Source organism: Allobosea lathyri, from assembly GCF_900108245.1.
GTDB classification, from domain to species: Bacteria; Pseudomonadota; Alphaproteobacteria; order Rhizobiales; family Beijerinckiaceae; genus Allobosea; species Allobosea lathyri.
Map to the genome: position 1 here is coordinate 245753 of NZ_FNUY01000005.1, position 24204 is coordinate 269956.

Consider the following 24204-nt stretch of genomic DNA (forward strand, 5'->3'; position numbering starts at 1 on the left):
TGATCGAGCGATCGCGAAAGTCCTTCCCATGTCCCGCGCCATCGCCGGCCCCGAGATCGAACGGCTGATCCAGCTCCTGGCCAAGCTGCCGGGGCTAGGGCCTCGTTCGGCAAGGCGCGCGGCCCTGCATCTCGTCAAGAAGCGCGAGCAGCTGCTGGGCCCGCTCAGCGAGGCCATGGCGGTCGCACGCGAGCGCATCGTCGTCTGTTCGAGCTGCGGCAATATCGACACCAGCGACCCCTGCTCGCTCTGCCGCGACCCGCGACGCGATGACGCGCTGATCGTCGTCGTCGCCGATATCGCCGATCTCTGGGCGCTGGAGCGTTCGGGCGCGGTCTCGGGCCGCTACCATGTCCTGGGTGGCGTGTTGTCGGCGCTCGACGGCATCCGGCCCGAGCATCTCTCGCTCGACGCGCTTGTGACGCGTGCCTCCGAGCCTGCGGTCAGGGAGGTCATCCTGGCGCTCAACGCGACCGTCGACGGCCAGACTACAGCGCATTTCATCACCGACGTGCTGGCGCATCTACCGCTGAAGGTGACCAAGCTTGCCCATGGCGTGCCGGTCGGTGGTGAGCTCGACTATCTCGACGACGGCACGCTCGCCGCGGCTATCCGGCAGCGGACGGGCTTCTGACGCGCCGGAGCCTTGGTCTGTAGCGCCTCAGAACTTGTAGGCGACGCTGGCGCGGACCGTGTGCAGCTTCGGCTCCAGCTCGGAGACCAGGCCCGGCACGGCGCCGCGTCCGAGATGATCGACCTTGCCGTAATCCGTGTAGCGATATTCTGCGCCCAGGATCAGGTTGTCGGTGAAGGCAAAGTTGACGCCGGCGCCGATATTCCAGCCGGTGGCCGAGTTCTGCATTCTCTCGCCAAGGCCGGTGGCGGGGTTGAGGACGCGGTAGTCGAACTCGGTGAAGGCCGCACCGCCGGTGCCGTAGATCATGAAACGGTCAAAGGCATAGCCGATGCGCCCGCGAACCGAGGCCTGCCAGTCCCGCTGGACACGGCCGACGACGCCCGCATCGCTGAACCCGCCGCGCGCATTCACCGCCTCGACATCACCCTCGATGCCAAGCACGATCGACCCGAACTGATAGTTGAAGCCGACATGGCCACCGCCGAGCGCGGTGCTGTAGCTCGATGTCGCTCCGACGCCGTTTCCGTTCAGGAACCGGCTGACCCTGTCGTTGCCCCAGGAATAGCCGCCCTGGACGCCGGCATAGGCGCCGGTCCAGGAGTAGAATGCCGGCAGGTCCGGAGCGGGCGGAAGCAGGCGGGACGAGCCCAGATCGGCAGCGACAGCGGTACCGCCCGCAAGAAGCGCGAGGCTTGCCAGGGCTGCCAGGGCGGCTTTCAGCTGCGTTTTCATGGCGATCTCTACTGGTGCACCAAACTATGGTCCGCTCTGCGCCGATCGGCAGTTCGGACCCTTTCGGCGCGACCATCAGCGACGCGCCAGTTGCCCATGATAAGAAAGCGTTAGGGTTAACAATCGCCTAAGGCGCCCCATTCCGGTGCCCGACCGGCGTTGTCCTCAGGCCTCAACTGGCCGGAAGCACGGAACAATTGCGGCGATGGACTGTTGCCGCCACGCTGTCTCTGCGCCGCGATCGATCGGCGATCGGAAGTGCCCGGCGCGGCAGCGGAGACGATCTCGAGATGTCTTTCCTGAAACGGATTACGGGAGCGGCAGGAGCCGGCGTAGCGCTTGGCTACGTCTATGGGCTTGTGTCCAAGCGCTTCGTCCGTCCGGCACAGGAGGCCGCCCGGGGCCGGCTGGCCGCGACTCCGCTGCAGATGACCTGGCTCGGCTGGAAGGACGTGCTGCTGCGCTTCGCCGGGAATGTCGGCGAGAATCGCCTGACGTCGCTTGCCGGCGCGGTTGCTTTCTTCACCCTGCTCTCACTGGTGCCGGCGCTCTCTTTGCTGGTGACGATCTACCGCTCCTTCACCGACCCCTGGACCATCGCCGACCAGATCGATGCGGTGACGACAGTGCTGCCGCAGGCCGCGCGCGAACTGATCCATGAACAGGCGATGCGGCTGGCGACGCAGACGGTATCGGCGATCTCGCTGACCTTTCTGATCAGTTTCCTCGTCGCGGCATGGTCGGCGAATGCGGCCGTGAAGGCGCTTTTCGACGCGCTCAACATCATCTATCGCGAGACCGAGAAGCGCAGCTTCCTGAAGCTCAACGCGATCTCGCTGTTGACCACGATCAGCGGCGTCGTGCTGCTGGCGATCGCCCTCATCGTGATCGCCAGCGTGCCGGTGATAACCGCGCTGTTTCCCTTCGCCTTCGAGCTGGAACGGCTGGCGCGGCTGGTGCGCTGGCCCTCCTTCTTCGTGGTCGCGACGCTCTCGATCGCCTGCCTCTACTGGATCGGACCGAGCCGCGAGCGTGCACGCTTCATCTGGGTGATGCCTGGAGCGGTTGCCGCTGCGCTGCTCTGGGCCGCCGCCTCCTTCGCCTTCTCCTGGTATGTCGGCACGCTCGGCAATTACACCGCCGCCTATGGCTCGCTCGCGACCGTCGTCGTCTTCATGACCTGGCTCTGGCTCTCGGCCACGATCGTGCTCGCCGGCGCCGAGCTCAACGCCGAGCTGGAGCACCAGACGGCTCACGACACCACGACCGGAAAAGCCAAGCCGCTCGGCCAGCGCGGCGCCACCATGGCCGACCGTGTCGGGCGCGGCATAGCGGATTGAACACAACATGCTCGACGCCGACACGACACGCCATGACGATCTGCACAGCGGGCGCAGCCCATGGCTCGCCGGTCCGGTCAGGCCGCCGAGCGAGCGGCTTTCGGCCGATACAAGCTGCGATGTCGCCATCGTCGGCGGCGGTATAACCGGAGCCTTGGTCGCCGAACACATGACGGCGCTCGGCCATTCCGTCATCCTCGTCGACCGGGAGCGCGAGGGTTTCGGCAGCACCGTCGCCAGCACCGCCATGCTGCAATGGGAGATAGACCTGTCCTTGAGTCGGCTGGCCGCGCTCTACGGCCTCGACCGGGCGACGGACGTCTATCGCCGCAGTTTTCGTGCCGTCGCCGGTCTGCGCGAGCTCATCGACCGTCTCGAACTCGGATGCGCCTTCCTGCCGCGCGACTCCGTCTATTTGGCTGCGGGCGACACCGGCCCGCGGGAGCTTGCCGAGGAGCATGAGCTGCGCGAACGGGCCGGCCTGCCCGGCGCATTGCTCGATCATGCGACGCTATTGCGGACCTATGGTTTCGACCGCGCGGCCGCGATCGTCTCGCCCGGCTCGGCTGAGGCCGATCCCTTGAGCCTGTGCCATGCCCTGCTCGACAGGGCGACCAGGCGTGGCGCGCGGCTGATCCGCGATGAAGCGGTGGCGTTCGAGGCCACCGCCCACACATCCGCCGTCACGCTCGAGAGCGGGCGCACGATCGAGGCCGGCCATATCGTGCTCGCGACCGGCTATGTCATGCCCGATTGCGTCAACAGCGCGCTGCACCGGGTCGCATCGAGCTGGGCGCTTGCCACGTTGCCACAGGCGCGCCACGTGCTCTGGCCGGGTCCCGCGCTCGTCTGGGAAGCGTCCGAGGATTATGTCTACTGCCGCACGACCCGTGATGGCCGCATCATCATCGGCGGCGAGGACGAGGAAACCGACGATCCCGCACTGCGCGAACGTCTCAGTCGCGAGAAGACGAAAGCGCTGCTGGGCAAGCTCGCGGCGCTGCTGCCACCGGCGGAGCCGAGCCTTGGCTATGCCTGGTCGGGCGCCTTCGGGCAGACCAGCGACGGCCTGCCGCTGATCGGACGTGTGCCGGGCCACCCGCGCATGCTCGCGGCCTATGGCTATGGCGGCAACGGCATCACCTTCAGCTTTCTGGCGTCGCGCATTCTGGGCTCGCTGATCGGCGGGGCGGAGGCACCGTGGTTCGGACATTTCGCCATCGATCGCCCAGACCCGACGCGCCCCTGAGCGCCCAGGTCATTGCAGCCGCGCAATCGCGGTTTTGCCCGGCCCAGGGGCGACAAATCCCGCGGATATCGCCATGTCTATCGGCAGGCGGCAGCTTGGCCGCATCGAAAGGGAGGCCGCCATGCCTGCGATCCTGGACACCAAAACCGCCTCGCCTTTCCGGCTCGAAGCCTATGATGCGCCCTACCACATCGGCGCTGTCGCGCTGAATGTTCGCGACCTGCCCGGGCTTACCGCCTATTATCGCAATTCGATCGGCCTTACCGTGATCAGCGAGGCCGCTGAGGCTGTCGAACTCGGCGTCGACGGCGAGGTTCTGGTGCGACTGGAGGCGGGCGCAAGCCAGCCCGGTTCGGCGGCCGGACTGTTCCATCTCGCAATCCTGCTGCCCTCGCGCGCCGACCTCGCCAATTGGATCGGCCACGCCGCGAGAGCGCGCATCCCTCTGGAGGGCGCATCCGATCATCTCGTCAGCGAGGCGCTTTATCTCTCCGACCCTGAGGGCAACGGCATCGAGATCTATCGCGACCGGCCGCGCGCGGAATGGCCGCGACGCGAAGGGGCGATCAAGATGGCGACCGAACGGCTCGATCTGGACGCCCTGCTCCGCGAGGCCCGGCAAGGCGATTATCCGGGGATGCCGAGTGGTACCCGCATGGGTCATATCCATCTGCGCGTCGGCGATACCGCCGAGGCCGAGGCCTTCTATGCCGGCGCGCTCGGTTTCGACCTGATGGTGCGCTACCCCGGCGCGAGCTTCCTTTCCAGCGGCGGATATCACCACCACATCGCCGGCAATGTCTGGAACAGTCGCGGGGCGGCACCGCGTGGCGAGGGCGAGGCGGGCTTGAGCTTTTTCGAGCTGGTCGCCCGCGATGCCGGCGATTTCGAGACGATGCGCCAGCGCATTCTGGCAGCCGGCGGGCGCGAGGATGCCGGCAGGCCGGCCCTCTCCGATCCGTGGGGCAACAGGATCGTGCTGCGGCGCTGAGCGAGCGGTCTCAAAGTCCGTTCGAGATTTCCTCAGCCCTCGTCCTTGAGGAGCCAATCCGTCAGGAGTGGCGTCTCGAAGGATGCTTGAGGAGGTTCAGGAGCCATCTGGAGCATCCTTCGAGACGCCGCTTCGCGGCTCCTCAGGATGAGGGCTCGAACTCCCAAATAGTCTCAGCGCGCCAGCAGATGCGTGCGCTGGGCATCGGTGAGATCGCGCGCGAACCCTTCAGCCTCCCAGAAGGCGGCGGCACGGTCGTCGGCGGCGCGCAAGGACAGGCGCGCCGCGATGACAAAACCCTGCTGGATCAAGGCCGAAGCGATGGCGCGCCCGACGCCAAGGCGGCGACTGGCTGCCCGCACATAGACGTGCCGCAGCCGCGCGATATCAGGCGCGGGATCGTAAGGGTCGGGCGTGATGCCGCCCATTCCAGCCAGCTCGCCCTCCGCAAAGACCGCGAAGAGCACAGGCAGGTCGGCAGCCCCGGCATAGTCGCCGCGTTCGATCTCCTGCGCCAACCGGTCAAGGAAGGCGTAGCCTTCCTCAGCCGCTTCCTGCCGCAAGCGCTCGAAACCGTCTGGCAGCGTGTCGGTGACGCGGACGGTCTGGATCGCAGCTGGCGTCACAGCCCCTCGAACAGCGCGCTCGAAATATAGCGCTCGGCGAAGGAGGGGATGATCACGACGATCGTCTTGCCGGCATTCTCGGGCCGCGCGCCAACTTCGAGCGCCGCCGCAACCGCCGCGCCCGACGAAATGCCGGCCGGGATGCCCTCAGCCTTGGCCAGCGCACGCGCCGTCTCAAAAGAGGTCTGGTTGCCGACAGTGACGACCTCGTCGATCACCGAGCGGTCGAGGATGCCCGGCACGAAGCCCGCGCCGATGCCCTGGATCTTGTGCGGGCCGGGCGCACCGCCCGACAGGACCGGAGAATCCTCGGGCTCGACGGCGATGATCTTCACGTCCGGCTTGCGCGCCTTCAGCACCTGGCCGACGCCGGTGATGGTGCCGCCCGTGCCGACGCCCGAGATGAAGATGTCGACATTGCCGTTGGTGTCGTTCCAGATCTCCTCGGCAGTCGTCTTGCGATGGATTTCCGGGTTGTGCGGGTTCTCGAACTGCTGGGGAATGATCGAGCCGGGAATCTCGGCCTTGAGCTCCTCGGCCTTGGCCACCGCGCCGCGCATGCCGCCGGGGCCGGGCGTGAGCACGAGTTCGGCGCCGAGCAGCGCCAGCATCTTGCGGCGCTCCAGCGACATCGTCTCGGGCATGACCAGGATCAGGCGGTAGCCGCGTGCAGCGGCGACGAAAGCGAGCGCGATGCCGGTATTGCCCGAAGTCGGCTCGATCAGCGTGCCGCCGGGCTTCAGCGCGCCCGAAGCCTCCAGCGCATCGACCATGTTGACGCCGATGCGGTCCTTGACGCTGGAAATCGGGTTGAAGAATTCGAGCTTGGCCAGGATCGTCGCCTTGACGCCGCGCTCGGCCGGTAGGCGGTTGAGCTTGACCAGCGGGGTGTCGCCGATGGTGTCGGTGATCGATTCATAGACCCGGCCGCGGCCCGGCGCCTTGCTCGGAGCGGAGTTGGGATTGCGCGCAGCTTCAGCCATGGGATCCTCCTTGGAACGGCATCGATTTCAATCGAGGCTAGATCAATTCACAGAAGATGTCGATTAAGCAGATAATTCACATTCCTATATCGTAAAATCACCATCGAGGCCGGATTCGCCGAAGACGGCCTTCGCCTGCGCCCTGCGGCAGAGCTCCTCGACGGTCACGCCATCCAGCACCGCGAGGAACGCCTCCGACGCGCTTGCGACCTCCGGCCCGATGACGTCGTCAATCAGGCGCGACTGCGGCAGCGGACCAAGCGCATCCTCGCCGGCATCCTGCATCGCGGCGCGCGCGATGTCGCCAGCGGTGATCTTACGACGTTCGCGCGCCAGTTCGTAGCCGCCGCGCGGACCGCGCACACCCTTGAGGATGCCGACCCGGACCAGCGCCTGCAACAGCGTCTCCAGATGGCGCGGCGGCAGTTCGTGCCGCGCCGCCAGCAGTTTCGCTGCGACAGGCGAGGGGCGCGCGTGCAGGGCGATATCCACGACGGCCGCGATGGCGAGAAGGCTTCGGCGCTGGAGCAGGATCACGAGGCCCGCTCCTTCGCTGGCGTCCCCGCATCGAAGATGCCGGTCGAACCGAAACCGCCCTCGCCGCGCGTGGTCTGGTCGAGCGCATCTACCTCGACGAAGACGCCGCGTGTCACCGGGGCGATCACCATCTGCGCGATACGGTCGCCGCGGCCGATCGTGAAAGGTTCCTGGCCATGGTTGATCAGGATGACCTTGACCTCGCCGCGATAGTCGCTGTCGACGGTGCCGGGCGCATTCAGCACGGTGACGCCGTGTTTGGCGGCGAGGCCGGAGCGGGGGCGCACCTGCGCCTCGAAACCTTCAGGCAGTTGCAGGGCGAGACCGGTGGGCACCAGCGCCCGGCCTCCGGGGGGTAGCACCAGCGGCGCATCGACGGCGGCGCGCAGATCCATTCCGGCCGCGCCGGTGCTCTCATAGGCCGGCAGCGGCAGGTCGGCGCCATGCGGCAGACGGAGGAGCGGAATATCGACCATGCGGATCAGTTTGCCTTTGGGGCCTGCGCCAGACGCGCGATATGGGCGATCAGGCGGTTTGCGACCTCGTCCTTCGCCAGGGTCGGCCAGGTCTCGACGCCTTCTGTGGTGACCAGATGCACGGTGTTGGCGTCGCCGCCCATCACGCCGGTACCGCCGACATCATTGGCAACGATCAGGTCGCAGCCCTTTTTCGCGAGCTTGGCGCGGGCGTATTCGATGACATGCTCGGTCTCGGCTGCGAAACCGACGACGCATGCTGGCCGCCCGGCCTTGCGGTGAGCGATCGTCGCGAGAATGTCAGGGTTCTCGACGAGGGACAGCGCAGGCGTGCCGCCCGCGCCCTTCTTCATCTTCTCGGGTGCAGCGTCCGCAACGCGCCAGTCGGCGACAGCTGCAGCGAAGATCGCGATGTCGGCCGGAAGCGCGCTTTCGACCGCAGCCAGCATCTCGCGGGCCGATTCGACATGGATCGTGGTGACGCCGGCAGGATCGGGAAGGCTGACGGGGCCCGAGACCAGCGTCACGCTGGCGCCGGCCGCAGCGGCGGCGGCGGCGATGGCGTGGCCCTGCTTGCCCGAGGAGCGGTTGGCGATGTAGCGCACCGGGTCGATCGGCTCATGCGTCGGGCCCGAGGTGATCAGAACATGCTGTCCGGCCAGCGGCTTGGACCCGGTCGCGGCGCCGCCGGGCAGCCGCCCGAGGAAGCCGATGGCGCGAGGCGTTTCGCCGGCAAGCGCCTGCTCGATCGCGCCGAGAATCTCGTTGGGTTCCGCCATGCGGCCGGGTCCACTCTCGCCACGCTCGGCCATCGCGCCGGAATTGGGGCCGACGACGAGCACGCCGTCCTTCTCCAGCTGCGCCATGTTGCGCTGTGTCGCCGGATGCTCCCACATTTTCGGGTTCATCGCGGGCGCGATCAGGACGCGCTTGTCGGTGGCGAGCAGCGCAGTCGAGGCCAGGTCATTGGCAAGGCCGGTCGCCATCTTGGCGATGAGATCGGCCGTGGCGGGCGCCACGACCAAAAGATCTGTCGAGCGCGACAGGGCGATGTGGCCGATATCCGCCTCGTCGGTCAGCGAGAACAGGTCGGTGAAGCAGCGCTCCCCGGCCAGCGACGAGACGGAGAGCGGCGTGATGAACTCCTCGCCCGCCTTGGTCAGGATGCAGCGCGAGGCAATGCCGCGATCCTTCAGCCGGCGGATCAGTTCCAGCACCTTGTAGGCGGCGATGCCGCCGCCGATGATCAGAAGAATGGAGCGGGAGGCGGACAAGGGCGGGCTCCGGAGGCTAGGTCGTGGCTTTCCTAGCATCGCCGGGTTGCAACTGTCATGGGGGGCGAGCCGTCATGCTCGGGCTTGCCACGAGCATCTCTGGCAGGATTATCTCCGGGAGATTCCCGGGTCGAGCCCGAGAATGACGGCAGAGCCTCACCGGAATGGCGGCTCGTCGAAGCTGCGCAGCTTGCGCGAATGGATCGTCGAGCCCGCCTCCTTCAGCTTTTCCAGGGCGGCAAGGCCGATCCGCAGATGCTCGCCGACCGCGCGCTCGTAGAAGGCGTTCGCTGCACCCGGCAGCTTGATCTCGCCATGCAGCGGCTTGTCGGAGACGCAGAGCAGCGTGCCGTAGGGCACGCGCAGCCGGTAGCCCTGCGCCGCGATCGTGCCCGATTCCATATCGACCGCGATGGCGCGCGAGAGGTTGATGCGCCGACGCTCCTTGGTCCAGCGCAGCTCCCAGTTGCGGTCGTCCTGCGTCACGACCGTGCCGGTGCGCAGGCGGTTCTTCAGCCGGTCGCCCTTTTCGCCGGTGACCTCGGCCGCGGCCTGCTGAAGCGCGACCTGCACCTCGGCGAGCGCCGGGATCGGGATATCGGGCGGCACCAGCTCGTCGAGGATACCGTCCTGCCTGAGATAGGCGTGAGCGAGCACGTAATCGCCGATGATCTGGGTCTGGCGCAGGCCGCCGCAATGGCCGACCATCAGCCAGCAATTGGGCCTGAGCACCGCGAGATGGTCCGTGATGTTCTTCGCATTGGAGGGACCGACCCCGATATTGACCAGCGTGACGCCCTCGCCGTTCTCGCGGATCAGATGGTAGGCCGGCATCTGGAAGCGGTGCCAGGGCGCCGCCATCACCCGCTCGGCGGCGCTGACATCGACGCCTTCACGATCGATGCGAACCCCACCCGGCGTCACCAGCGCGAGAGCCGTCCCGGCCTCGATCTCGGCCAGAGCGAGGCGGACGAACTGGTCGACATAGCGGTGATAATTGGTCAGCAGCACCCAGGGCTGCACGGAGCGCCAGTCGGTGCCGGTGTAGTGCACCAGCCGGCGCAGCGAGTAATCGACGCGCACCGCGTCGAACAGCGAGAGCGGGCGTGGCTCCCCGTCGATCAGGTCGAAGGTGCCGTCGGCGATCTCGTCGCCGACCAGCGAGAGCAGGGGCGTCGGGAAATGCCGGGCGAGCTCGGCTGCCGTCACCTTGCCGCGCCCGAGCTCGTCGCCGCCGTCCAGCGCATAGGGATAGGGGATTTCCTGGCTGCTGATCCCGGTCTCAATCGTCGCGCCGTATTCCTCGACCAGCGGCCTGAGCTGGTCGAGCAGATAGCCGCGAAACTCGCCGGGCTGGGTCACCGTCGTCGAGTAGATGCCGGGTGCAGCGAACTTGGCATAGCCGCGCCGCGTCGCCGCCGGCAGCTTCGAGGGCTCGTAGGTCACGCGCAGCAGCGGATAGCGATAGCGCGCCCGGTCCTCGGCGCTGGGCGGCACCGCCGTATCGAAGAAATGCTGGAGGTCGTGGCGAAGGGCAGCCTTGGCCTCGGCATAGAGCGCCTCGAGCCGGTCGATGGCGGCTTCGGGGGTGGCGGCTGTCTCGAAGCTCATGGGGTGAACGCGTCCTCTCGTTCGGTCGAGTTTCTAACCGTGTGCGGGTCGTCCTGACAATAACGGGCACAGCTTCACGTCAGATTGACGGATATCGGGCCGTGCTTGACAGCGCGAGGAACCGGAGATACTAAACCATTTCGTTAATTAACCGATCGGCTTTATACGATGTCGACCGACCCGCTCAGCCTCACACTTTCCGCCCTCGCCGACCCCACGCGGCGCGCCATCCTGGCGCGGCTGTCGCTCGGCGAGACCTCGGTCAAGGCGCTGGCCGAACCGTTCGCGATGAGCCTGCCGGCCGTCTCGAAACATCTGAAGGTGCTGGAGCGCGCCGGGCTGATCACGCGAAGTCGCGAAGCACAGTGGCGACCCTGCCGGCTCGACCCGGGGCCGCTGCAGGAGGTCTCGCAATGGCTGGAGCATTATAGCCGGTTCTGGGACCAAAGCCTGAACCGGCTGGACGACATGCTCCAGGCGCTCAAGGTCGAAGGCAAAATCGAAGGAAAGACCAGCGGCAAGGACGGCAGCATGAACCACGGACCGTCATTGAAGGCGGCCGATCAGGAGGAGATCATCTCGTGACCACTCAACAACAGGGCGTGATCCCGCACCTCGTCATCGACGGCGCCAGCGCCGCGATCGATTTCTACAAGGCAGCCCTGGGCGCGACCGAGACATTGCGGATGCCGGCGCAGGACGGCAAGCGGCTGATGCATGCCGAACTCGCCATCAATGGCGCGCGAATTTTCCTGATGGACGATTTCCCCGAACATCGCGCCACTTGCGGCGACGGCGCAATCGGCTCGGCACGGCAGCTCGGCGGCACTCCGGTGATGCTGCATCTCGAGGTCGAGAATTGCGATGCGGCCGTCGCACGCGCCGAGGCAGCGGGCGCCAAGGTGATCCTCCAGCCTTTCGACGCGTTCTGGGGCGCCCGCTACGGCCAGGTCATCGACCCATTCGGCCATGGCTGGAGTTTTGCGCATGCCCTGCCGGGCCAGCAAAGCTGAACACAACCAGATCTTCCTTTTCACCTAAAGATACCGGGCGGAGCCCACCCATGCTCAAGACCACCCTGCTTGGCCTGTTGGCCATCGCCACCATCGCCGTTATCGTCGTGCTGGTGCTGGCAGCGATGAAGCCGAACACCTTCAGCGTGCAGCGCTCGATCGCGATCAATGCGCCGCCGGAGCGGGTGTATCCGCTGATCAGCGACTTCAAGGCCTGGGGCGCATGGTCGCCCTGGGAGAAGAAGGATCCGAACCTGAAGCGCAGCTTCAGCGGGCCCGACAGCGGCATCGGCGCAGCCTATGCCTGGGCGGGCGACAAGAATGTCGGCGAAGGCCGCATGGAGATCGTCGAAGCCAACGCGCCGAGCAGGATCGGGCTGAAGCTCGATTTCATCAAGCCGTTCGAGGCCCATAACGACGTCGTCTTCGCCCTCCAACCACAGGGGGCGGCTACTAATGTCAGCTGGACCCTGACCGGACCGGCGCCGTTCTTCGCCAAGATCATCCACGTCTTCTTCAACATGGACAGGATGGTCGGCGGCGATTTCGAGGCCGGGCTCAAAGCCCTCAAGGCGCAGGCCGAGCGCCCCGCCTGATTGTCAGTCGCCATATTCGAGAAAACCGGAAAGGAGACGTCCCATGAACGCAGAACCACAGAAGGAACACGAGTGGCTCGCAGAACTCGTCGGCGAATGGACCTCGGAGATGAATTGCTCCATGGGCCCCGACCAGCCGCGCCAGACATTCAAGGGCAAGGAAAGCGTGCGATCGCTGGGCGGGCTCTGGACGCTCGGCGAGGGCCAGGGCGAAATGCCCGACGGCGGCACGGGCAGGACGTTGATGACGCTTGGCTTCGACCCCGCCAAGGGCCGCTTCGTCGGCAGCTTCATCGGCTCGATGATGACGCATCAATGGCTCTATGACGGAGCGCTCGACGAGACCGGAACAGTGCTGACGCTGGACAGCGCAGGGCCCAGCATGAGCGGCGACGGCTCGACCTCGCCCTATCGCGACATCATGACCATCGTCAGCCCGGACCACCGGATCCTGACCTCGTCCGTGCCAGACGGAAACGGTGGCTGGACCGAATTCATGACCGCCCACTACCGCCGCACATCCTGAAACAGCCGATGACAAGGAGATTCCGATGAAAATCGCTCCCTATCTCTTCTTCCCGGGCAACTGCAAGGAAGCCTTCACCGCCTATGAGGCGATCTTCGGCGGCAAGATCGTGGCGATGCTGAGCCATGAGGGCACTCCGGCCGAGAGCCAGGTGGCGCCCGACTGGATCCCCAAGATCATGCATGCCTGCCTCGACATGGGCGGTGGGCAGATGCTGATGGCCTCGGATGCGCCGCCCGACCGCAGCGAGGGACCGATGCAGAGCGTTTCGGTCTCGGTCAACGTCAAGGAGGTCGCCGAGGCCGAGCGCATCTTCGCGGCCCTGTCGCAGGGCGCGCGCATCAAGATGCCGCTGGAGGAGACCTTCTGGGCGCCGCGCTTCGGCATGCTGCAGGATCGTTTCGGCACGCATTGGATGATCGGCGCCGAGCCGGCGGACGCTCACCGGCCGGCTTGAGTGCCTCCTTCGTCAGGCCGGCCGTGTGCCGGCCAGCCGTCATCCTGGGCGACCGAAGGTCGACCCGGGATCCATCGGAGGGCCAGTCCCTGCAAGACTTGGCGCCCCATGATGGATCCCGGAGCTGCGCGGCTTCGCCGCTGGTCCAGGATGACGGTGTATTTCCAGCTTGGATTATCGCGCTCCGGATGTGAAGGAAGCGAAGATCTGACTGTCGGGAGTAGACCCGAGTGCGCTGGTACAGCTTCGGCGGCGTCTGGGCTAACCTAGCACCGCATAGGCGATCAGCGCCGCGATCACCCACAGCGCCCAGTTGCCCCAGCGATTGCGCTGGGCTTCCGCCCGGCCCACCGCCTGGATGCTGCGCTCGTCGAGCGCAAAGCCATTGCGGGATGCGTCCTCGAGCTGGCCGAGCACGCGCTCTGCCCGGCCGATCGTCTCGGGCAGCCGCGCCAGGCTGAACAGCAGCGAATGCGCGCCGCGCCCGGCCTCCTGGATCCTTCCGAGGGGCCCGAGATTCTGGGTGATCCAGTCGCGCACCACCGGTTCGGCCGTCGTCCACATGTCGAGATGTGGATCGAGGGTGCGCGCCACGCCCTCGACGACGACCATGGTCTTCTGCAGCATCACCAGTTCGGTGCGCGTTGCCATGTCGAACATGCCGGTGATCTCGAACAGCAGGGTCAGGACCTTGGCCATCGAGATCTGGTCGGCGCTCCTGTCGTGGATCGGTTCGCCGACGGCGCGGATCGCCTGGGCGAAATCCTCGACAGCATGATGGCCCGGCACATAGCCGGCTTCGAAATGCACCTCGGCCACGCGACGATAGTCGCGGGTGATGAAACCGAGCAGGATTTCCGCGAGGAATCGGCGCTCCTTCAGGCCGAGCCGGCCCATGATGCCGCCGTCGACCGCCACCAGCCGCCCCTGCGCATCGACGAACAGGTTTCCCGGATGCATGTCGGCATGGAAGAAGCCGTCGCGGATCGCGTGCTTCAGGAAGGACTGGATGACGTTGCGGCCAAGCTCGGGCAGGTCATGGCCGGCCGCGCGCAGCCCCTCGATATCCGAGAGCCGGACGCCGTCGATCCATTCATCGACCAGCATTTCGCGGGCGGTGAGCTGCCAATCCGGCTCGGGCACACGGAAATCCGTGTCCCCCTTGGTATTCTCGGCGAATTCGGAGAGCGCGGCAGCCTCCAGCCGCAGGTCCATCTCCATCGTGACCGAACGCGCCAGCGTCTCGACCACCCCGGAAAAACGCAGGCGCCGCGCCTCGGCCGAACGGCGTTCGGCAATCTCGGCGCCGAAGCGCATGGCGGCAAGGTCGCGGTGGAAGCGGTCTCGGATGCCCGGCCTGAGCACCTTGACCGCGACCTGCGAGCCGTCCTTCAGCCGGGCGCGGTGGACCTGCGCGATCGAGGCGGCGGCAACCGGCTCGCCGAATTCGGCGAAGATCGTCTCCAGCGGCGCATTATGAGCGGCCTCGATCGCGGCACGCGCCTGGCTCATCGGAAAAGGCGGCATCCGATCCTGCAGGGCCGAGAGGTCCGAGGCGATCTTCATGCCGACGACATCGGGGCGCGTCGCCAGGAACTGTCCGAACTTGACGTAGGACGGCCCAAGCCGCGTCAGTGCCGCAGCCAGCCGCGTCGCCGAGGTACCGGCTCCGCGACGTTCGATCAGACGCCCGAGCCTTATCAACCCGCGCATTACGGGCGGCAATACGGAGGGCTCGACCAGCGCAAGCGCGCCCTCGCGGGCCAGCACGAAGCCGACCCGGGCGGCGCGAAACATGTGAAAGAGAGAGGTGATCATGCGGGCAGAAATCCGGGGAGGAACCGCGACGTCATGCTCGGGCCTGTCCCGGGCATCCACGTCTCCCCTTCATCCGCGTCGCAAGACGTGGATGGTCGGCACAAGGCCGACCATGACGGGTGGAAATCCCTCACAGCTTCCAGCCGGAATGCAGCGCCACGACCCCACCCGTCATCGGCGTGAACTTCGCCCGACGGAAGCCGGCATCCTCGATCATGCCCGCGAAAGCCTGCGGCTTAGGGAATTTGCGGATCGATTCGACCAGATACTGGTAGGGCTCGGCCTCGCCCGTCACCATCTTGCCCATCGGCGGGATGACATTGAAGGAATAGGCCTCGTAGACCTTGTCGAGCAGGGGCACGTCGACATGGCTGAATTCGAGGCACAGAAACCGGCCGCCCCGCTTCAGCACGCGATAGGCCTCAGCCAGCGCCTTGTCGATGCGCGGCACGTTGCGGATGCCGAAGGCGATCGTATAGGCGTCGAAATGGTTGTCGGGCAGGCGGAGTTCCTCGGCATTGCCCTGGACGAAGCGGATGCGGTCGTCGCCGGGAAAGCGCTTGTCGGCGCGATCGCGGCCGACGGCGAGCATCTCCGCATTGATGTCGAGCACGGTGACATCGGTCTCGGGACCACCTGCTTCGAGCACGGCGAAGGCGACGTCGCCCGTGCCGCCGGCCACGTCGAGATGGTGGAAGGGGCGGTCCTTCGCTGGATTAAGCGTCGTGAGAAGGGCGCTCTTCCAGGCCCGGTGCAACCCGGCCGACATCAGGTCGTTCATCAGGTCGTAGCGACCCGCGACCTTGTGGAAGACATCGTCGACCTTGGCCTGCTTCTCGGCGAGCTTCACGGTCTCGAAGCCGAAATGGGTGGTGTCGGAGGCTGCTGTCACGGCTCGGCTGCTCTTGTGTTCTGATGGAGCGATGAATAGCGAAACGAGCCGGGCTTGTCGCGGCCCGTCTCGACGCAGGCTTTACGACGATAAGAGTGGACGAGGATGCCCGAACTTCCCGAGGTCGAAACCGTCCGCCGCGGACTTGAGCCGGCCATGCTCGGCCAGCGCTTTGCCCGCGTCGAGCAGCGCCGGCCCGACCTGCGCTTTCCCCTGCCGGATCATTTCGTCGAGCGCCTGACCGGCCGCACGGTCGAGGCCCTGTCGCGCCGCGCCAAATATCTGATCGCCGACCTCGATGACGGACAGGCGCTGATCATGCATCTGGGCATGAGCGGGCGCTTCGTGGTCGAGGCGCCCGGCACGCCGCCGGTGGAGCCCGGCGCCTATTACAACGAGATCGGCCGGCATCTGCAGCACGACCATGTCGTCTTCCATCTCGGCTCCGGCGCGCGCGTCACCTATAATGACGTGCGCCGCTTCGGTTTCATGGATCTGGTCTCGCGCCAAGACCTGGCGACCTCGAAGCACTTCGCGGGCATGGGCATCGAGCCGCTCGGCAACGAGCTCTCGGGCGAGACGCTGGCGAAACTCTTCGCGGGGAAGTTCGCGCCGCTCAAGGCGGCCTTGCTCGACCAGCGCCTCGTCGCGGGGCTCGGCAACATCTATGTCTGCGAGGCGCTGTTCCGGGCAGGGCTGCATCCGGAGGCAGAGGCAGGGTCGATCGCGACTGCGACCGGCCGGCCGCGCCCGGCGGCGCATGCGCTCTCCCAGATCATCCGGGACGTCCTGGAGGAGGCGATCGCGTCCGGCGGGTCGACCCTGCGCGATTTCGCCCATGCCGACGGCTCGCTCGGCTATTTCCAGCATCGTTTTCGGGTTTATGACCGCGAGGGCGAGGCCTGCACGACGCCAGGCTGCGGCTCTATGGTCAAGCGGCTGGTGCAGTCGGGCCGCTCGACCTTCTATTGCGAGACCTGCCAGCCGCGGCACTGAGCCAGAGCGGTGCGTGTGAGGCTTCGGATGCGGTCTTCGTTCCCGCGCGCATGGACTTGAGCCCCTCGCGCCCGCTAAACCTGCCGCAACGAAGCATCCGGGAGGCCGCCATGGCTTATGAGACCATTCTCGTCGAGGTGAAGGGCAAGGTCGGCGTGATCACGCTGAACCGTCCCCAGGCGCTGAATGCGCTGAACGGCCAGCTCATCGGCGAGGTCAATGCGGCTATGGACGGTTTCGAGAAGGATCCTGCGATCGGCTGCATGGTCGTCACCGGGTCGGAGAAAGCCTTCGCTGCCGGCGCCGATATCAAGGAGATGCAGAGCCGCACCTTCCCCGAGACCTATCTCGACGACAAGTTCGAGCCCTGGGAGCGGATCGGCCAGCGTCGCAAGCCGATCATCGCGGCAGTCGCGGGCTTTGCGCTCGGCGGCGGCTGCGAGCTCGCCATGATGTGCGATTTCATCATCGCCGCCGACAACGCCAAATTCGGCCAGCCGGAAATCAATCTCGGCGTCATCCCCGGTGCCGGCGGCACGCAGCGCCTAACTCACGCGATCGGCAAGGCCAAGGCGATGGATCTGTGCCTCACCGGCCGGTTGATGGATGTGAATGAGGCCGAGCGCGCCGGGCTCGTCGCCCGCATCGTGCCGCTTGCCGATCTGATGGCCGAAACCATGAAGGCGGCCGACGCCATTGCGGCCAAGTCGCTGCCCTCCGTGCTGATGGCGAAGGAATCGATCAACCGCGCCTTCGAGGTGACGCTGGCCGAGGGACTGCGTTTCGAGCGCCGCGTCTTCTCCTCGCTGTTCGCCACCCAGGACCAGAAGGAAGGCATGGCCGCCTTCACCGAGAAGCGGAAGCCCGATTTCAAAAACGGGTGATCACGTTCATCTCTACCCGCTGGAGGCGCGAGGCACCCGCTCCCGCAGGGAAAGCGCAGGGTGAGGGGTCGGCCGTTTGACGTTTGGTCGTGACCCTCACCACGGCCTTCGCATTTGAGCCAGCGCTTGACTGGTCCAGGGGCCTGCACCTCACCGGGCCTACACCTCACCCCTGCCCCCCTCCTTACAGGAGAGGGCTTCCCCGCGTCCTTCGATGGCGTGTGAGGCTTATCGTTCAACTTCGCGCATGGCCGAGGTCACTGTAGCCTGACTTGAAGCGCGGCTGCCTGTGCTGGCAGATAGTGTGACAGGATCACGCCGCAGGACACGCTTCCATGACCGACGCCGCCACCAAGCCCGCCCTCCCGACCTATGCCGATGTCGAGGAGGCCGCCGCGCGCATCAAGGGCATCGCCCATCACACCCCGGCGCTGACCTCGGCCACCGCCAACCGCCGCACCGGGGCCAGCCTCGTCTTCAAGGCCGAAAACCTGCAGCGCATGGGCGCCTTCAAGTTCCGCGGCGGCTATAATGCGATTGCAGCGCTCTCGCCGGCGCAGAAGCAGGCCGGCGTCGTGACCTACTCGTCGGGCAACCACGCCCAGGCGATCGCGCTGGCCGGCAAGCTGCTCGGCGTGCCCACCACGATCATCATGCCGGAGGATGCGCCTGCAGCGAAAGTCGCGGCGACGCAGGCCTATGGCGGCGAGGTCGTGCGCTATGACCGCTATACCCAGGATCGGCTGGCGATCGGCGCTCAGCTGGCCTCCGAGCGCGGGTTGACCGTGATCCCGCCTTACGACCACCCCCATGTCATCGCCGGCCAGGGCACGGCGACGAAGGAGCTGATCGAGGATGCCGGCCCGCTCGACATCCTGCTGGTCTGCCTCGGCGGCGGCGGGTTGCTGGCAGGTGCAGCTCTGGCTGCCAAGGCGCTGAACCCGGCCTGCCGCGTCTTCGGCGTCGAGCCGGAAGCCGGCAATGACGGCCAGCAGTCGCTGCGTTCGGGCAAGATCGTCAAGATCGCGGTGCCCAAGACGATCGCGGACGGCGCGCAGACGCCTTTTCTGGGCGAGCTGACCTTCCCGATCATCCAGGCCCTCGTCGAGGATATCGTCACGGTCAGCGACGAGGCCCTGATCGATGCCATGCGCTTCTTCGCCGAGCGGATGAAGCTCGTGGTCGAACCGACCGGCTGTCTGGCGGCGGCGGCAGCCTTCACGGCCGCCGTGCCCGTGGAGGGCAAGCGCGTCGGCGTCATTCTCAGCGGCGGCAATGTCGATCTGGCGAATTTCGCGCGTTTCATCGCGCCTTCGAGCTGAAAACCGTGGCTCGCGTATTCCGGCGTTGACGCAGGGCGCCCGAGCGACTATAGCCTCGCCACTCGCGACGGCCTGCGCAAGCATCGGCCGCCGCTCATGCATTTCCATCACGGTAGCGGTCCAGTTCCGCCAGGCACAATGCCAGGCGGGCTGACGCGATGAAGACGAGGACGTTCCGATGGCCAATACGACGTCGGCCAAAAAGGCCACGCGCAAGATCGAGAAGCGCACCGAGGTGAACAAGGCGCGTCGTTCGCGCATGCGCACCTTCCTGCGCAAGGTCGAGGAAGCGATTGCCTCCGGCGACAAGACCGCTGCTGCCACGGCTCTGAAGGCCGCCCAGCCCGAGATCATGCGCGCTGCTCAGAAGGGCATCGTTCACAAGAACACAGCGTCGCGGAAGGTTTCGCGACTGGCTCATCGGGTCGGCGCACTCGCCTCCTGATCGCGCATTCCGCAGAGCGGTTTTCTGCTTGAAAAGCCCGGCCTCACGGCCGGGCTTTTTGCGTTGTCGCGAGGGCTAACAGGACGCCGGCTGTTGCAGCATCGCGACACTGCTCCGCGGAAGAAAAAACTTCGCGCCGCAAGCCAAATACGCAATCTTTCCACGGCCTTATCCGCTTGACTCCGGGGGCCGCTTCAGGGCCCGGAATCGACTTGTGGCGACATTGAGACCGCGCAGGGAAAGCGCTTATTTTTCATGAGTTTAGCGGGCAAAGGAATTCTCCGAAGAGAATCACCGTGACTCCAGGTGAGCGCACCCCCTGCTGAAAAAAAAAAGAATCAGGCAGCGGACAACCCCCTCTCCGTAAAGAAAATCTTAAGTTCCCCAACCAATTGCACCATAGATGCCGGTAGGTCAGTACAGGGCCTGCGGGCCTCGACTCTCGGAAGCCGGCTGAAGGGGATATTGCAGCCCTTCGAGCACGCCCTGTAAGGTCCCTTTCATCGCCGGTCGGACAGCAATGACCGCCCGGCATTTCCAGAAGATTATCTGTGTTTTGGCTCACGACCTAGAGGTTGGAGAATGCGGCACTCTGTCTTGTTACGCTGAGATGAAGTGCGGCACCGCCTGAGGCGAGCCTACCAAGTGTAATCGACCATAACGGGTCAGGAAGCCGGCGAACGGAGGCGTTCGCTGGAACACTGACTTATTGACCGGACAACAGCGCCGGTACGGTGGCCACCTCACGGCCGCCGTACCCAAGGTGCGTCAATTTTTCAGAAACGGGGCAATCGATGTTCGAGCGGCGGGAATTGGGCGAAGCGGTCGAAGCGGCGTCGATGGTGGTGACCATGGCTGCAGCGGGTATCCCCGCTGGCGAGGCGGCCGACCATGCCGTCTCCGGGAAGAGCTCGCTTGTGGACGCCTGGGAGCGCGTGCGGCGGCGTCTGCGGGCCGAGCTCGGCGAGGATGTGTTCTCGAGCTGGTTCGCGCGTGTCGAGCTCGCGGGGATCATCGACGGCGTCGCCTATCTGACCGTGCCGACCCGCTTCCTGAAAAGCTGGCTCGAGGCACATTACGCCGAGCGGCTGCGGGTCAACTGCATCGCCGAGCTGCCCGCTCCCAACGGCATCATGCTGTCGGTTCGACAGGTCTCCCGCGATTCCTCGCAGGCCGTCGTGATCGAGCCCGCCGCCTTCCGTGCCCGGCCGGCAGCGGCCGCCACGAATGCAGCTACAGCACAGGCTCCGAGCACGGCCGGCAGCGGCGCCCCGCCCTGCGAGCGCGATCTCGTCGACGCTTGCGGCACGGTGCTCGACCGGCGCCTGAACTTCCAGAACTTCATCGTCGGCAAGTCGAACCAGCTCGCCTTCGCCGCGGCCGAGCGGATCGCTGCGGCTCCGGCCGGCTCGACGCCCTACAACCCGCTCTATCTCCATGCCGGCGTCGGCCTGGGCAAGACGCATCTGCTTCAGGCGATCGCGCAAGAAGCCCGCCGCCAGGGCAAGCGCGTCGCCTATTTCACAGCCGACCGCTTCATGTACGGCTTTGTCGCGGCGCTGAAATCGCAGACCGCGCTCGCCTTCAAGGAGAAGCTGCGCGGCATCGACCTGCTCGTCGTCGACGACGTGCAGTTCATCCAGGGCAAGTCGATCCAGCAGGAGTTCGGCCATACGATCAATGCGCTGATCGATGCCGGCAAGCAGATCGTCGTCGCCGGCGACCGTCTCGCCAACGATCTGGAGGCGCTGGACGAGCGCATCCGCTCGCGGCTCGGCGGCGGGCTCGTGGTCGAAGTCGGTGAACTCGACGAGGCGCTGCGCGCCAAGATCCTCGGCAGCCGTCTCGAGACGCTGCACGCGGCTCACCCCAATTTCCACGTCAATCCCGATGTGGTGACCTATGTCGCCCGGGTCGTGGCCACCAATGGCCGCGATCTCGACGGCGCCGCCAACCGGCTGCTGGCCCATGCCACGCTTTCGGGCCAGCCCGTGACCCTGGAGACGGCGGAGGCCGCTATCCGCGATCTCGTCCGGACCCGCGAGCCGCGCCGCGTCAAGATCGAGGACATCCAGAAGCTGGTCGCGACACGCTACAATGTCAGCCGGGCCGACATCCTCTCCGAGCGCCGCACCGCCGCGGTGGTGAAGCCGCGCCAGATCGCGATGTATCTCTCCAAGGCGCTGACGCCGCGCTCGCTGCCGGAAATCGGCCGCCGCTTCGGCGGGCGCGACCACACCACCGTGCTTCATGCCGTGCGCAAAATCGAAAAGGCGATCACCGAGGATCGCTCGCTGCATGACGAGGTCGACCTGCTGAAGCGCATGCTGCAGGAGTGACCGCGGCAGCTCCCTTCATTTTGGTTGTGATCACCGGCGCTTGCGCCCTTGCGCCGGTGACGCGCCTCCGGCAATGTCGCGGGCCATTCCGCCGCCCGCGCATTCGTCGCCTGGGCGAAAGCACGCCAGAAGACTTGAGAATATGAAGGTCACTGTCGAACGTTCCACGCTGCTGAAGTCGCTGGGCCACGTGCATCGCGTGGTGGAGCGCCGCAACACGATCCCGATCCTGTCGAACCTGCTTTTGAGCGGCACCGAGGCCGGGCTGAAGCTGAAGGCGACCGACCTCGATATCGAGGTGGTCGAAACCGTCGCGGCCGATGTCGCCGAGCCCGGCGCCACCACCGTCCCCGCCCATACGCTCTACGACATCGTGCGCAAACTGCCCGATGGCGCGCAGGTCTCGCTGGAAACGACCGGCGAAAGCGGGTTGGTGCTGCGTTCCGGGCGCTCGCGCTTCCAGCTGCAGACACTGCCCGAGAGCGACTTCCCCGACATCACGGCAGGCGAGATGGCGCATCGCTTCGCGCTTCCGGCCGGCGAGTTCAAGCGCCTGATCGACAAGACCCAGTTCGCGATCTCGACCGAGGAGACGCGCTATTACCTGAACGGCATCTATCTCCACACCATCGATGTCGAAGGCCGCACCGTCCTGCGCGCGGTCGCAACCGATGGACACAGGCTGGCGCGCGTCGATACGGCCGCTCCCGCGGGCGCTGCCGGCATGCCCGGCGTCATCGTGCCGCGCAAGGCCGTCTCCGAGATCCAGAAGCTGCTGGAGGATGGCGACACGGAAGTCACGATCGAGCTGTCGGCCACCAAGATCCGCGTCGCGACACAGGATGTGGTGCTGACTTCGAAGCTGATCGACGGCACCTTCCCGGACTATCAGCGCGTCATTCCCAGCGGCAACGACAAGCGCCTCGTCGTCGACAAGGGCGATTTCGCTGCGTCGGTCGATCGCGTCTCGACGATCTCGTCGGAACGTGGCCGTGCCGTGAAGCTCTCCATGGCCGATGGCCGCATGACCCTCTCGGTGACCAATCCGGATTCCGGCTCGGCGACCGAAGAGATCGAGGTCGACTATGATTCGAGCCCGCTCGATATCGGCTTCAACGCGCGCTATCTGATGGATATCGCGGCGCAGCTCGATGGCGACACCGCCCTGCTGAAGCTCGCCGATCCGGGCTCGCCCACCGTGATCCAGGATCGCGAAGGAGCTTCGGCGCTCTATGTGCTGATGCCGATGCGCGTCTAGGACAGCATCGTCCGTGGCCGCCGTCGGGCGCCTCATCCTCCAGGATTTCCGTTCGTACGAGGCCCTCGATCTCACGATCGAGGGCCAAATCGTTGCGCTGATCGGAGAGAACGGGGCCGGCAAGACCAATATTCTCGAAGCGCTGTCGCTGTTTGCGCCCGGTCGCGGCCTGCGCCGGGCCGACCTGTCGGATATGGCCCGCCAGAGCGGCACCGGCGCCTTCGCCGTATCGGTTGCGCTCAGCGATGACGGCGCCCGGCTCGGCGTCGGACTCGGCCCCGCCGACGCGGACGGCAAGCGAGCGCGACTGGCGCGGATCGACGGCACCCAGGCTGGCTCGGCGCTCGCCTTCAGCGACTACCTGCGCATCGTCTGGCTCACGCCGGATCTCGACGGGCTGTTCCGGGGCTCGGCCGGGGACCGGAGGCGCTTCCTCGACCGGCTGGTGCTGGCGGTCGACCCGGCACACGCCGCCCGCTCCAACGCGCTCGAACGGGCGCTGCGATCGCGCAACCGTATCCTCGAGGACACGCCGGGACAGGGACAATGGCTCGATGCGATCGAGCGCGAGATCGCCGAGCTGGGCGTTGCGGTCGCCGCCGCCCGGGCCGAAACGGTGGCGCGGCTGGCTGCGATCATCACCGACACGCGCGACGATGCCTCGCCCTTTCCCCATGCCGCGCTGGCGCTCGCAGGCGAACTCGATGCGCTGGTAGCCGACCTGCCGGCGCTCGACGCGGAGGACGCCTATCGCGCCTTGCTGCGGCAGGCGCGCCCCCGCGACCGGGCGGCCGGGCGGACACTGATCGGCCCGCAGGCCTCCGATCTCGTCGTGCGCCATGGCCCCAAGGACATCCCGGCGGGGCTAGGCTCGACCGGCGAGCAGAAGGCCCTGCTGATCGGCCTCGTGCTGGCCCATGCGAGGCTGGTCGCGGCGATGAGCGGCATCTCGCCGCTGGTGCTGCTCGACGAGATCGCGGCCCATCTCGACCCGCGCCGGCGCGCCGCGCTCTATGACGGGCTGACGGGGCTGGGCTGCCAGATCTGGATGACCGGGGCCGATCCCGCGCTGTTCATGGATCTGCCCCAGGGGTCGGAGCGCTTCATGGTCAGCTCGGGGCGGATCGAAGCGCTGCCTTAGCCGTCGGCGTGTGGCGGGACGGCGGCGGCATAACCGCCGTCCCGCTGCATCTGGCAGCCGG

At 66.4% G+C, this 24204-nt stretch carries 25 protein-coding genes; 16 read left to right on the forward strand and 9 right to left on the reverse strand.

Translation table 11 applies throughout. The features are described 5' to 3' along the window. Nucleotides 1-28: 28 nt before the first annotated feature. Nucleotides 29-634: a recombination mediator RecR gene (gene recR / locus C4S73_RS14105; RefSeq protein WP_103873131.1), complete on the forward strand. Its 606-nt coding sequence runs from the start codon at nucleotides 29-31 to the stop codon at nucleotides 632-634. Between the two features lie 27 nt (nucleotides 635-661). Here the strand turns inward: recR and C4S73_RS14110 are convergent, their stop codons facing one another. After that, entirely contained in the window at nucleotides 662-1369 is a 708-nt protein-coding gene (locus C4S73_RS14110; protein WP_103873132.1) for an outer membrane protein, read from the reverse strand. Between the two features lie 290 nt (nucleotides 1370-1659). Between C4S73_RS14110 and C4S73_RS14115 the strand changes: the two genes are divergently transcribed. The 3 genes from C4S73_RS14115 (at nucleotide 1660) to C4S73_RS14125 (ending at nucleotide 4949) form a co-directional block, all read left to right on the forward strand. After that, on the forward strand, nucleotides 1660-2709 hold the full coding sequence (locus C4S73_RS14115) for a YihY/virulence factor BrkB family protein (RefSeq protein ID WP_103873133.1): 1050 nt from the start codon (nucleotides 1660-1662) through the stop codon (nucleotides 2707-2709). Between the two features lie 7 nt (nucleotides 2710-2716). Next, complete coding sequence (locus tag C4S73_RS14120; protein ID WP_103873134.1) at nucleotides 2717-3958, forward strand: NAD(P)/FAD-dependent oxidoreductase; 1242 nt, start codon at nucleotides 2717-2719, stop codon at nucleotides 3956-3958. 121 nt (nucleotides 3959-4079) lie between these two features. Then, nucleotides 4080-4949: a VOC family protein gene (locus tag C4S73_RS14125; RefSeq protein WP_103873293.1), complete on the forward strand. Its 870-nt coding sequence runs from the start codon at nucleotides 4080-4082 to the stop codon at nucleotides 4947-4949. Between the two features lie 173 nt (nucleotides 4950-5122). Here C4S73_RS14125 and C4S73_RS14130 read toward each other — a convergent pair whose 3' ends face one another. From C4S73_RS14130 to C4S73_RS14155, 6 genes are all read right to left on the reverse strand, one after another. Continuing rightward, nucleotides 5123-5575, reverse strand: coding sequence for a GNAT family N-acetyltransferase (locus C4S73_RS14130; protein WP_103873135.1), 453 nt, complete (start codon nucleotides 5573-5575; stop codon nucleotides 5123-5125). Beyond that, the gene (gene cysK, locus C4S73_RS14135; protein WP_103873136.1) at nucleotides 5572-6558 is read right to left on the reverse strand and encodes a cysteine synthase A; all 987 of its coding nucleotides are present in this window, start codon (nucleotides 6556-6558) and stop codon (nucleotides 5572-5574) included. The genes C4S73_RS14130 and cysK overlap by 4 nt, the downstream gene beginning before the upstream one ends. Before the next feature lie 84 nt (nucleotides 6559-6642). Further along, nucleotides 6643-7095 carry an RrF2 family transcriptional regulator gene (locus C4S73_RS14140; protein WP_103873137.1) on the reverse strand — a complete coding sequence of 151 codons (453 nt, stop codon included), beginning with the start codon at nucleotides 7093-7095 and terminating at the stop codon, nucleotides 6643-6645. Next, nucleotides 7092-7571, reverse strand: coding sequence for a dUTP diphosphatase (dut, locus tag C4S73_RS14145; RefSeq protein ID WP_200828018.1), 480 nt, complete (start codon nucleotides 7569-7571; stop codon nucleotides 7092-7094). Before dut ends, C4S73_RS14140 begins: the two co-directional genes overlap by 4 nt. A 5-nt stretch (nucleotides 7572-7576) precedes the next feature. Further along, a complete protein-coding gene (coaBC, locus tag C4S73_RS14150; RefSeq protein ID WP_103873139.1) occupies nucleotides 7577-8884 on the reverse strand; it encodes a bifunctional phosphopantothenoylcysteine decarboxylase/phosphopantothenate--cysteine ligase CoaBC in 1308 nt (435 codons plus the stop codon). Nucleotides 8885-9001: 117 nt separating this feature from the next. Next, entirely contained in the window at nucleotides 9002-10456 is a 1455-nt protein-coding gene (locus tag C4S73_RS14155; RefSeq protein ID WP_103873140.1) for an AMP nucleosidase, read from the reverse strand. A gap of 168 nt (nucleotides 10457-10624) precedes the next feature. Here C4S73_RS14155 and C4S73_RS14160 point away from each other — a divergent pair, with 168 nt between their 5' ends. The 5 genes from C4S73_RS14160 to C4S73_RS14180 are packed head-to-tail and all read left to right on the forward strand — an operon-like array spanning nucleotide 10625 to nucleotide 13048. Next, nucleotides 10625-11041 carry an ArsR/SmtB family transcription factor gene (locus C4S73_RS14160; protein ID WP_103873141.1) on the forward strand — a complete coding sequence of 139 codons (417 nt, stop codon included), beginning with the start codon at nucleotides 10625-10627 and terminating at the stop codon, nucleotides 11039-11041. Beyond that, nucleotides 11038-11469: a VOC family protein gene (locus C4S73_RS14165; protein WP_103873142.1), complete on the forward strand. Its 432-nt coding sequence runs from the start codon at nucleotides 11038-11040 to the stop codon at nucleotides 11467-11469. The genes C4S73_RS14160 and C4S73_RS14165 overlap by 4 nt, the downstream gene beginning before the upstream one ends. Nucleotides 11470-11519: 50 nt before the next feature. Next, a complete protein-coding gene (locus tag C4S73_RS14170) occupies nucleotides 11520-12065 on the forward strand; it encodes an SRPBCC family protein (RefSeq protein ID WP_103873143.1) in 546 nt (181 codons plus the stop codon). Nucleotides 12066-12108: 43 nt separating this feature from the next. After that, nucleotides 12109-12591, forward strand: a complete 483-nt coding sequence (locus C4S73_RS14175; protein ID WP_103873144.1) for a DUF1579 domain-containing protein — start codon at nucleotides 12109-12111, stop codon at nucleotides 12589-12591. A 25-nt stretch (nucleotides 12592-12616) separates the two neighbouring features. Further along, a complete protein-coding gene (locus tag C4S73_RS14180) occupies nucleotides 12617-13048 on the forward strand; it encodes a VOC family protein (RefSeq protein ID WP_103873145.1) in 432 nt (143 codons plus the stop codon). 261 nt (nucleotides 13049-13309) lie between these two features. On the opposite strand, the gene ubiB is transcribed toward C4S73_RS14180, so the two are convergent. Then, nucleotides 13310-14866, reverse strand: coding sequence for a 2-polyprenylphenol 6-hydroxylase (gene ubiB / locus C4S73_RS14185; RefSeq protein ID WP_103873146.1), 1557 nt, complete (start codon nucleotides 14864-14866; stop codon nucleotides 13310-13312). A gap of 130 nt (nucleotides 14867-14996) precedes the next feature. Next, on the reverse strand, nucleotides 14997-15758 hold the full coding sequence (gene ubiE, locus C4S73_RS14190; protein ID WP_103873147.1) for a bifunctional demethylmenaquinone methyltransferase/2-methoxy-6-polyprenyl-1,4-benzoquinol methylase UbiE: 762 nt from the start codon (nucleotides 15756-15758) through the stop codon (nucleotides 14997-14999). Between the two features lie 105 nt (nucleotides 15759-15863). Here ubiE and mutM point away from each other — a divergent pair, with 105 nt between their 5' ends. From mutM to recF, 7 genes are all read left to right on the forward strand, one after another. Beyond that, nucleotides 15864-16754, forward strand: a complete 891-nt coding sequence (gene mutM, locus C4S73_RS14195) for a bifunctional DNA-formamidopyrimidine glycosylase/DNA-(apurinic or apyrimidinic site) lyase (RefSeq protein WP_103873148.1) — start codon at nucleotides 15864-15866, stop codon at nucleotides 16752-16754. 110 nt (nucleotides 16755-16864) lie between these two features. Further along, nucleotides 16865-17638, forward strand: coding sequence for an enoyl-CoA hydratase (locus C4S73_RS14200; RefSeq protein ID WP_103873149.1), 774 nt, complete (start codon nucleotides 16865-16867; stop codon nucleotides 17636-17638). 335 nt (nucleotides 17639-17973) lie between these two features. Next, complete coding sequence (locus C4S73_RS14205) at nucleotides 17974-18960, forward strand: threo-3-hydroxy-L-aspartate ammonia-lyase (protein WP_103873150.1); 987 nt, start codon at nucleotides 17974-17976, stop codon at nucleotides 18958-18960. A gap of 178 nt (nucleotides 18961-19138) precedes the next feature. Next, a complete protein-coding gene (rpsT, locus tag C4S73_RS14210) occupies nucleotides 19139-19405 on the forward strand; it encodes a 30S ribosomal protein S20 (RefSeq protein ID WP_103873151.1) in 267 nt (88 codons plus the stop codon). A gap of 851 nt (nucleotides 19406-20256) precedes the next feature. After that, on the forward strand, nucleotides 20257-21744 hold the full coding sequence (gene dnaA, locus C4S73_RS14215) for a chromosomal replication initiator protein DnaA (RefSeq protein WP_103873294.1): 1488 nt from the start codon (nucleotides 20257-20259) through the stop codon (nucleotides 21742-21744). Between the two features lie 142 nt (nucleotides 21745-21886). Beyond that, nucleotides 21887-23002 (forward strand): DNA polymerase III subunit beta, encoded by a 1116-nt coding sequence (dnaN, locus tag C4S73_RS14220; RefSeq protein WP_103873152.1) that lies wholly within the window; start codon nucleotides 21887-21889, stop codon nucleotides 23000-23002. A gap of 13 nt (nucleotides 23003-23015) precedes the next feature. After that, on the forward strand, nucleotides 23016-24143 hold the full coding sequence (gene recF, locus C4S73_RS14225) for a DNA replication/repair protein RecF (RefSeq protein WP_103873153.1): 1128 nt from the start codon (nucleotides 23016-23018) through the stop codon (nucleotides 24141-24143). The last annotated feature ends 61 nt before the right edge of the window (nucleotides 24144-24204 follow it).

Coding starts and splice junctions, on each gene's coding strand:
- recR (WP_103873131.1), top strand. CDS start 29: ATGTCCCGCGCCATCGCCGGCCCCGAGATCGAACGGCTGATCCAGCTC.
- C4S73_RS14110 (WP_103873132.1), bottom strand. CDS start 1,369: ATGAAAACGCAGCTGAAAGCCGCCCTGGCAGCCCTGGCAAGCCTCGCG.
- C4S73_RS14115 (WP_103873133.1), top strand. CDS start 1,660: ATGTCTTTCCTGAAACGGATTACGGGAGCGGCAGGAGCCGGCGTAGCG.
- C4S73_RS14120 (WP_103873134.1), top strand. CDS start 2,717: ATGCTCGACGCCGACACGACACGCCATGACGATCTGCACAGCGGGCGC.
- C4S73_RS14125 (WP_103873293.1), top strand. CDS start 4,080: ATGCCTGCGATCCTGGACACCAAAACCGCCTCGCCTTTCCGGCTCGAA.
- cysK (WP_103873136.1), bottom strand. CDS start 6,558: ATGGCTGAAGCTGCGCGCAATCCCAACTCCGCTCCGAGCAAGGCGCCG.
- dut (WP_200828018.1), bottom strand. CDS start 7,571: ATGGTCGATATTCCGCTCCTCCGTCTGCCGCATGGCGCCGACCTGCCG.
- coaBC (WP_103873139.1), bottom strand. CDS start 8,884: ATGCTAGGAAAGCCACGACCTAGCCTCCGGAGCCCGCCCTTGTCCGCC.
- C4S73_RS14155 (WP_103873140.1), bottom strand. CDS start 10,456: ATGAGCTTCGAGACAGCCGCCACCCCCGAAGCCGCCATCGACCGGCTC.
- C4S73_RS14160 (WP_103873141.1), top strand. CDS start 10,625: ATGTCGACCGACCCGCTCAGCCTCACACTTTCCGCCCTCGCCGACCCC.
- C4S73_RS14170 (WP_103873143.1), top strand. CDS start 11,520: ATGCTCAAGACCACCCTGCTTGGCCTGTTGGCCATCGCCACCATCGCC.
- C4S73_RS14175 (WP_103873144.1), top strand. CDS start 12,109: ATGAACGCAGAACCACAGAAGGAACACGAGTGGCTCGCAGAACTCGTC.
- C4S73_RS14180 (WP_103873145.1), top strand. CDS start 12,617: ATGAAAATCGCTCCCTATCTCTTCTTCCCGGGCAACTGCAAGGAAGCC.
- ubiB (WP_103873146.1), bottom strand. CDS start 14,866: ATGATCACCTCTCTCTTTCACATGTTTCGCGCCGCCCGGGTCGGCTTC.
- mutM (WP_103873148.1), top strand. CDS start 15,864: ATGCCCGAACTTCCCGAGGTCGAAACCGTCCGCCGCGGACTTGAGCCG.
- C4S73_RS14200 (WP_103873149.1), top strand. CDS start 16,865: ATGGCTTATGAGACCATTCTCGTCGAGGTGAAGGGCAAGGTCGGCGTG.
- C4S73_RS14205 (WP_103873150.1), top strand. CDS start 17,974: ATGACCGACGCCGCCACCAAGCCCGCCCTCCCGACCTATGCCGATGTC.
- rpsT (WP_103873151.1), top strand. CDS start 19,139: ATGGCCAATACGACGTCGGCCAAAAAGGCCACGCGCAAGATCGAGAAG.
- dnaA (WP_103873294.1), top strand. CDS start 20,257: ATGGCTGCAGCGGGTATCCCCGCTGGCGAGGCGGCCGACCATGCCGTC.
- dnaN (WP_103873152.1), top strand. CDS start 21,887: ATGAAGGTCACTGTCGAACGTTCCACGCTGCTGAAGTCGCTGGGCCAC.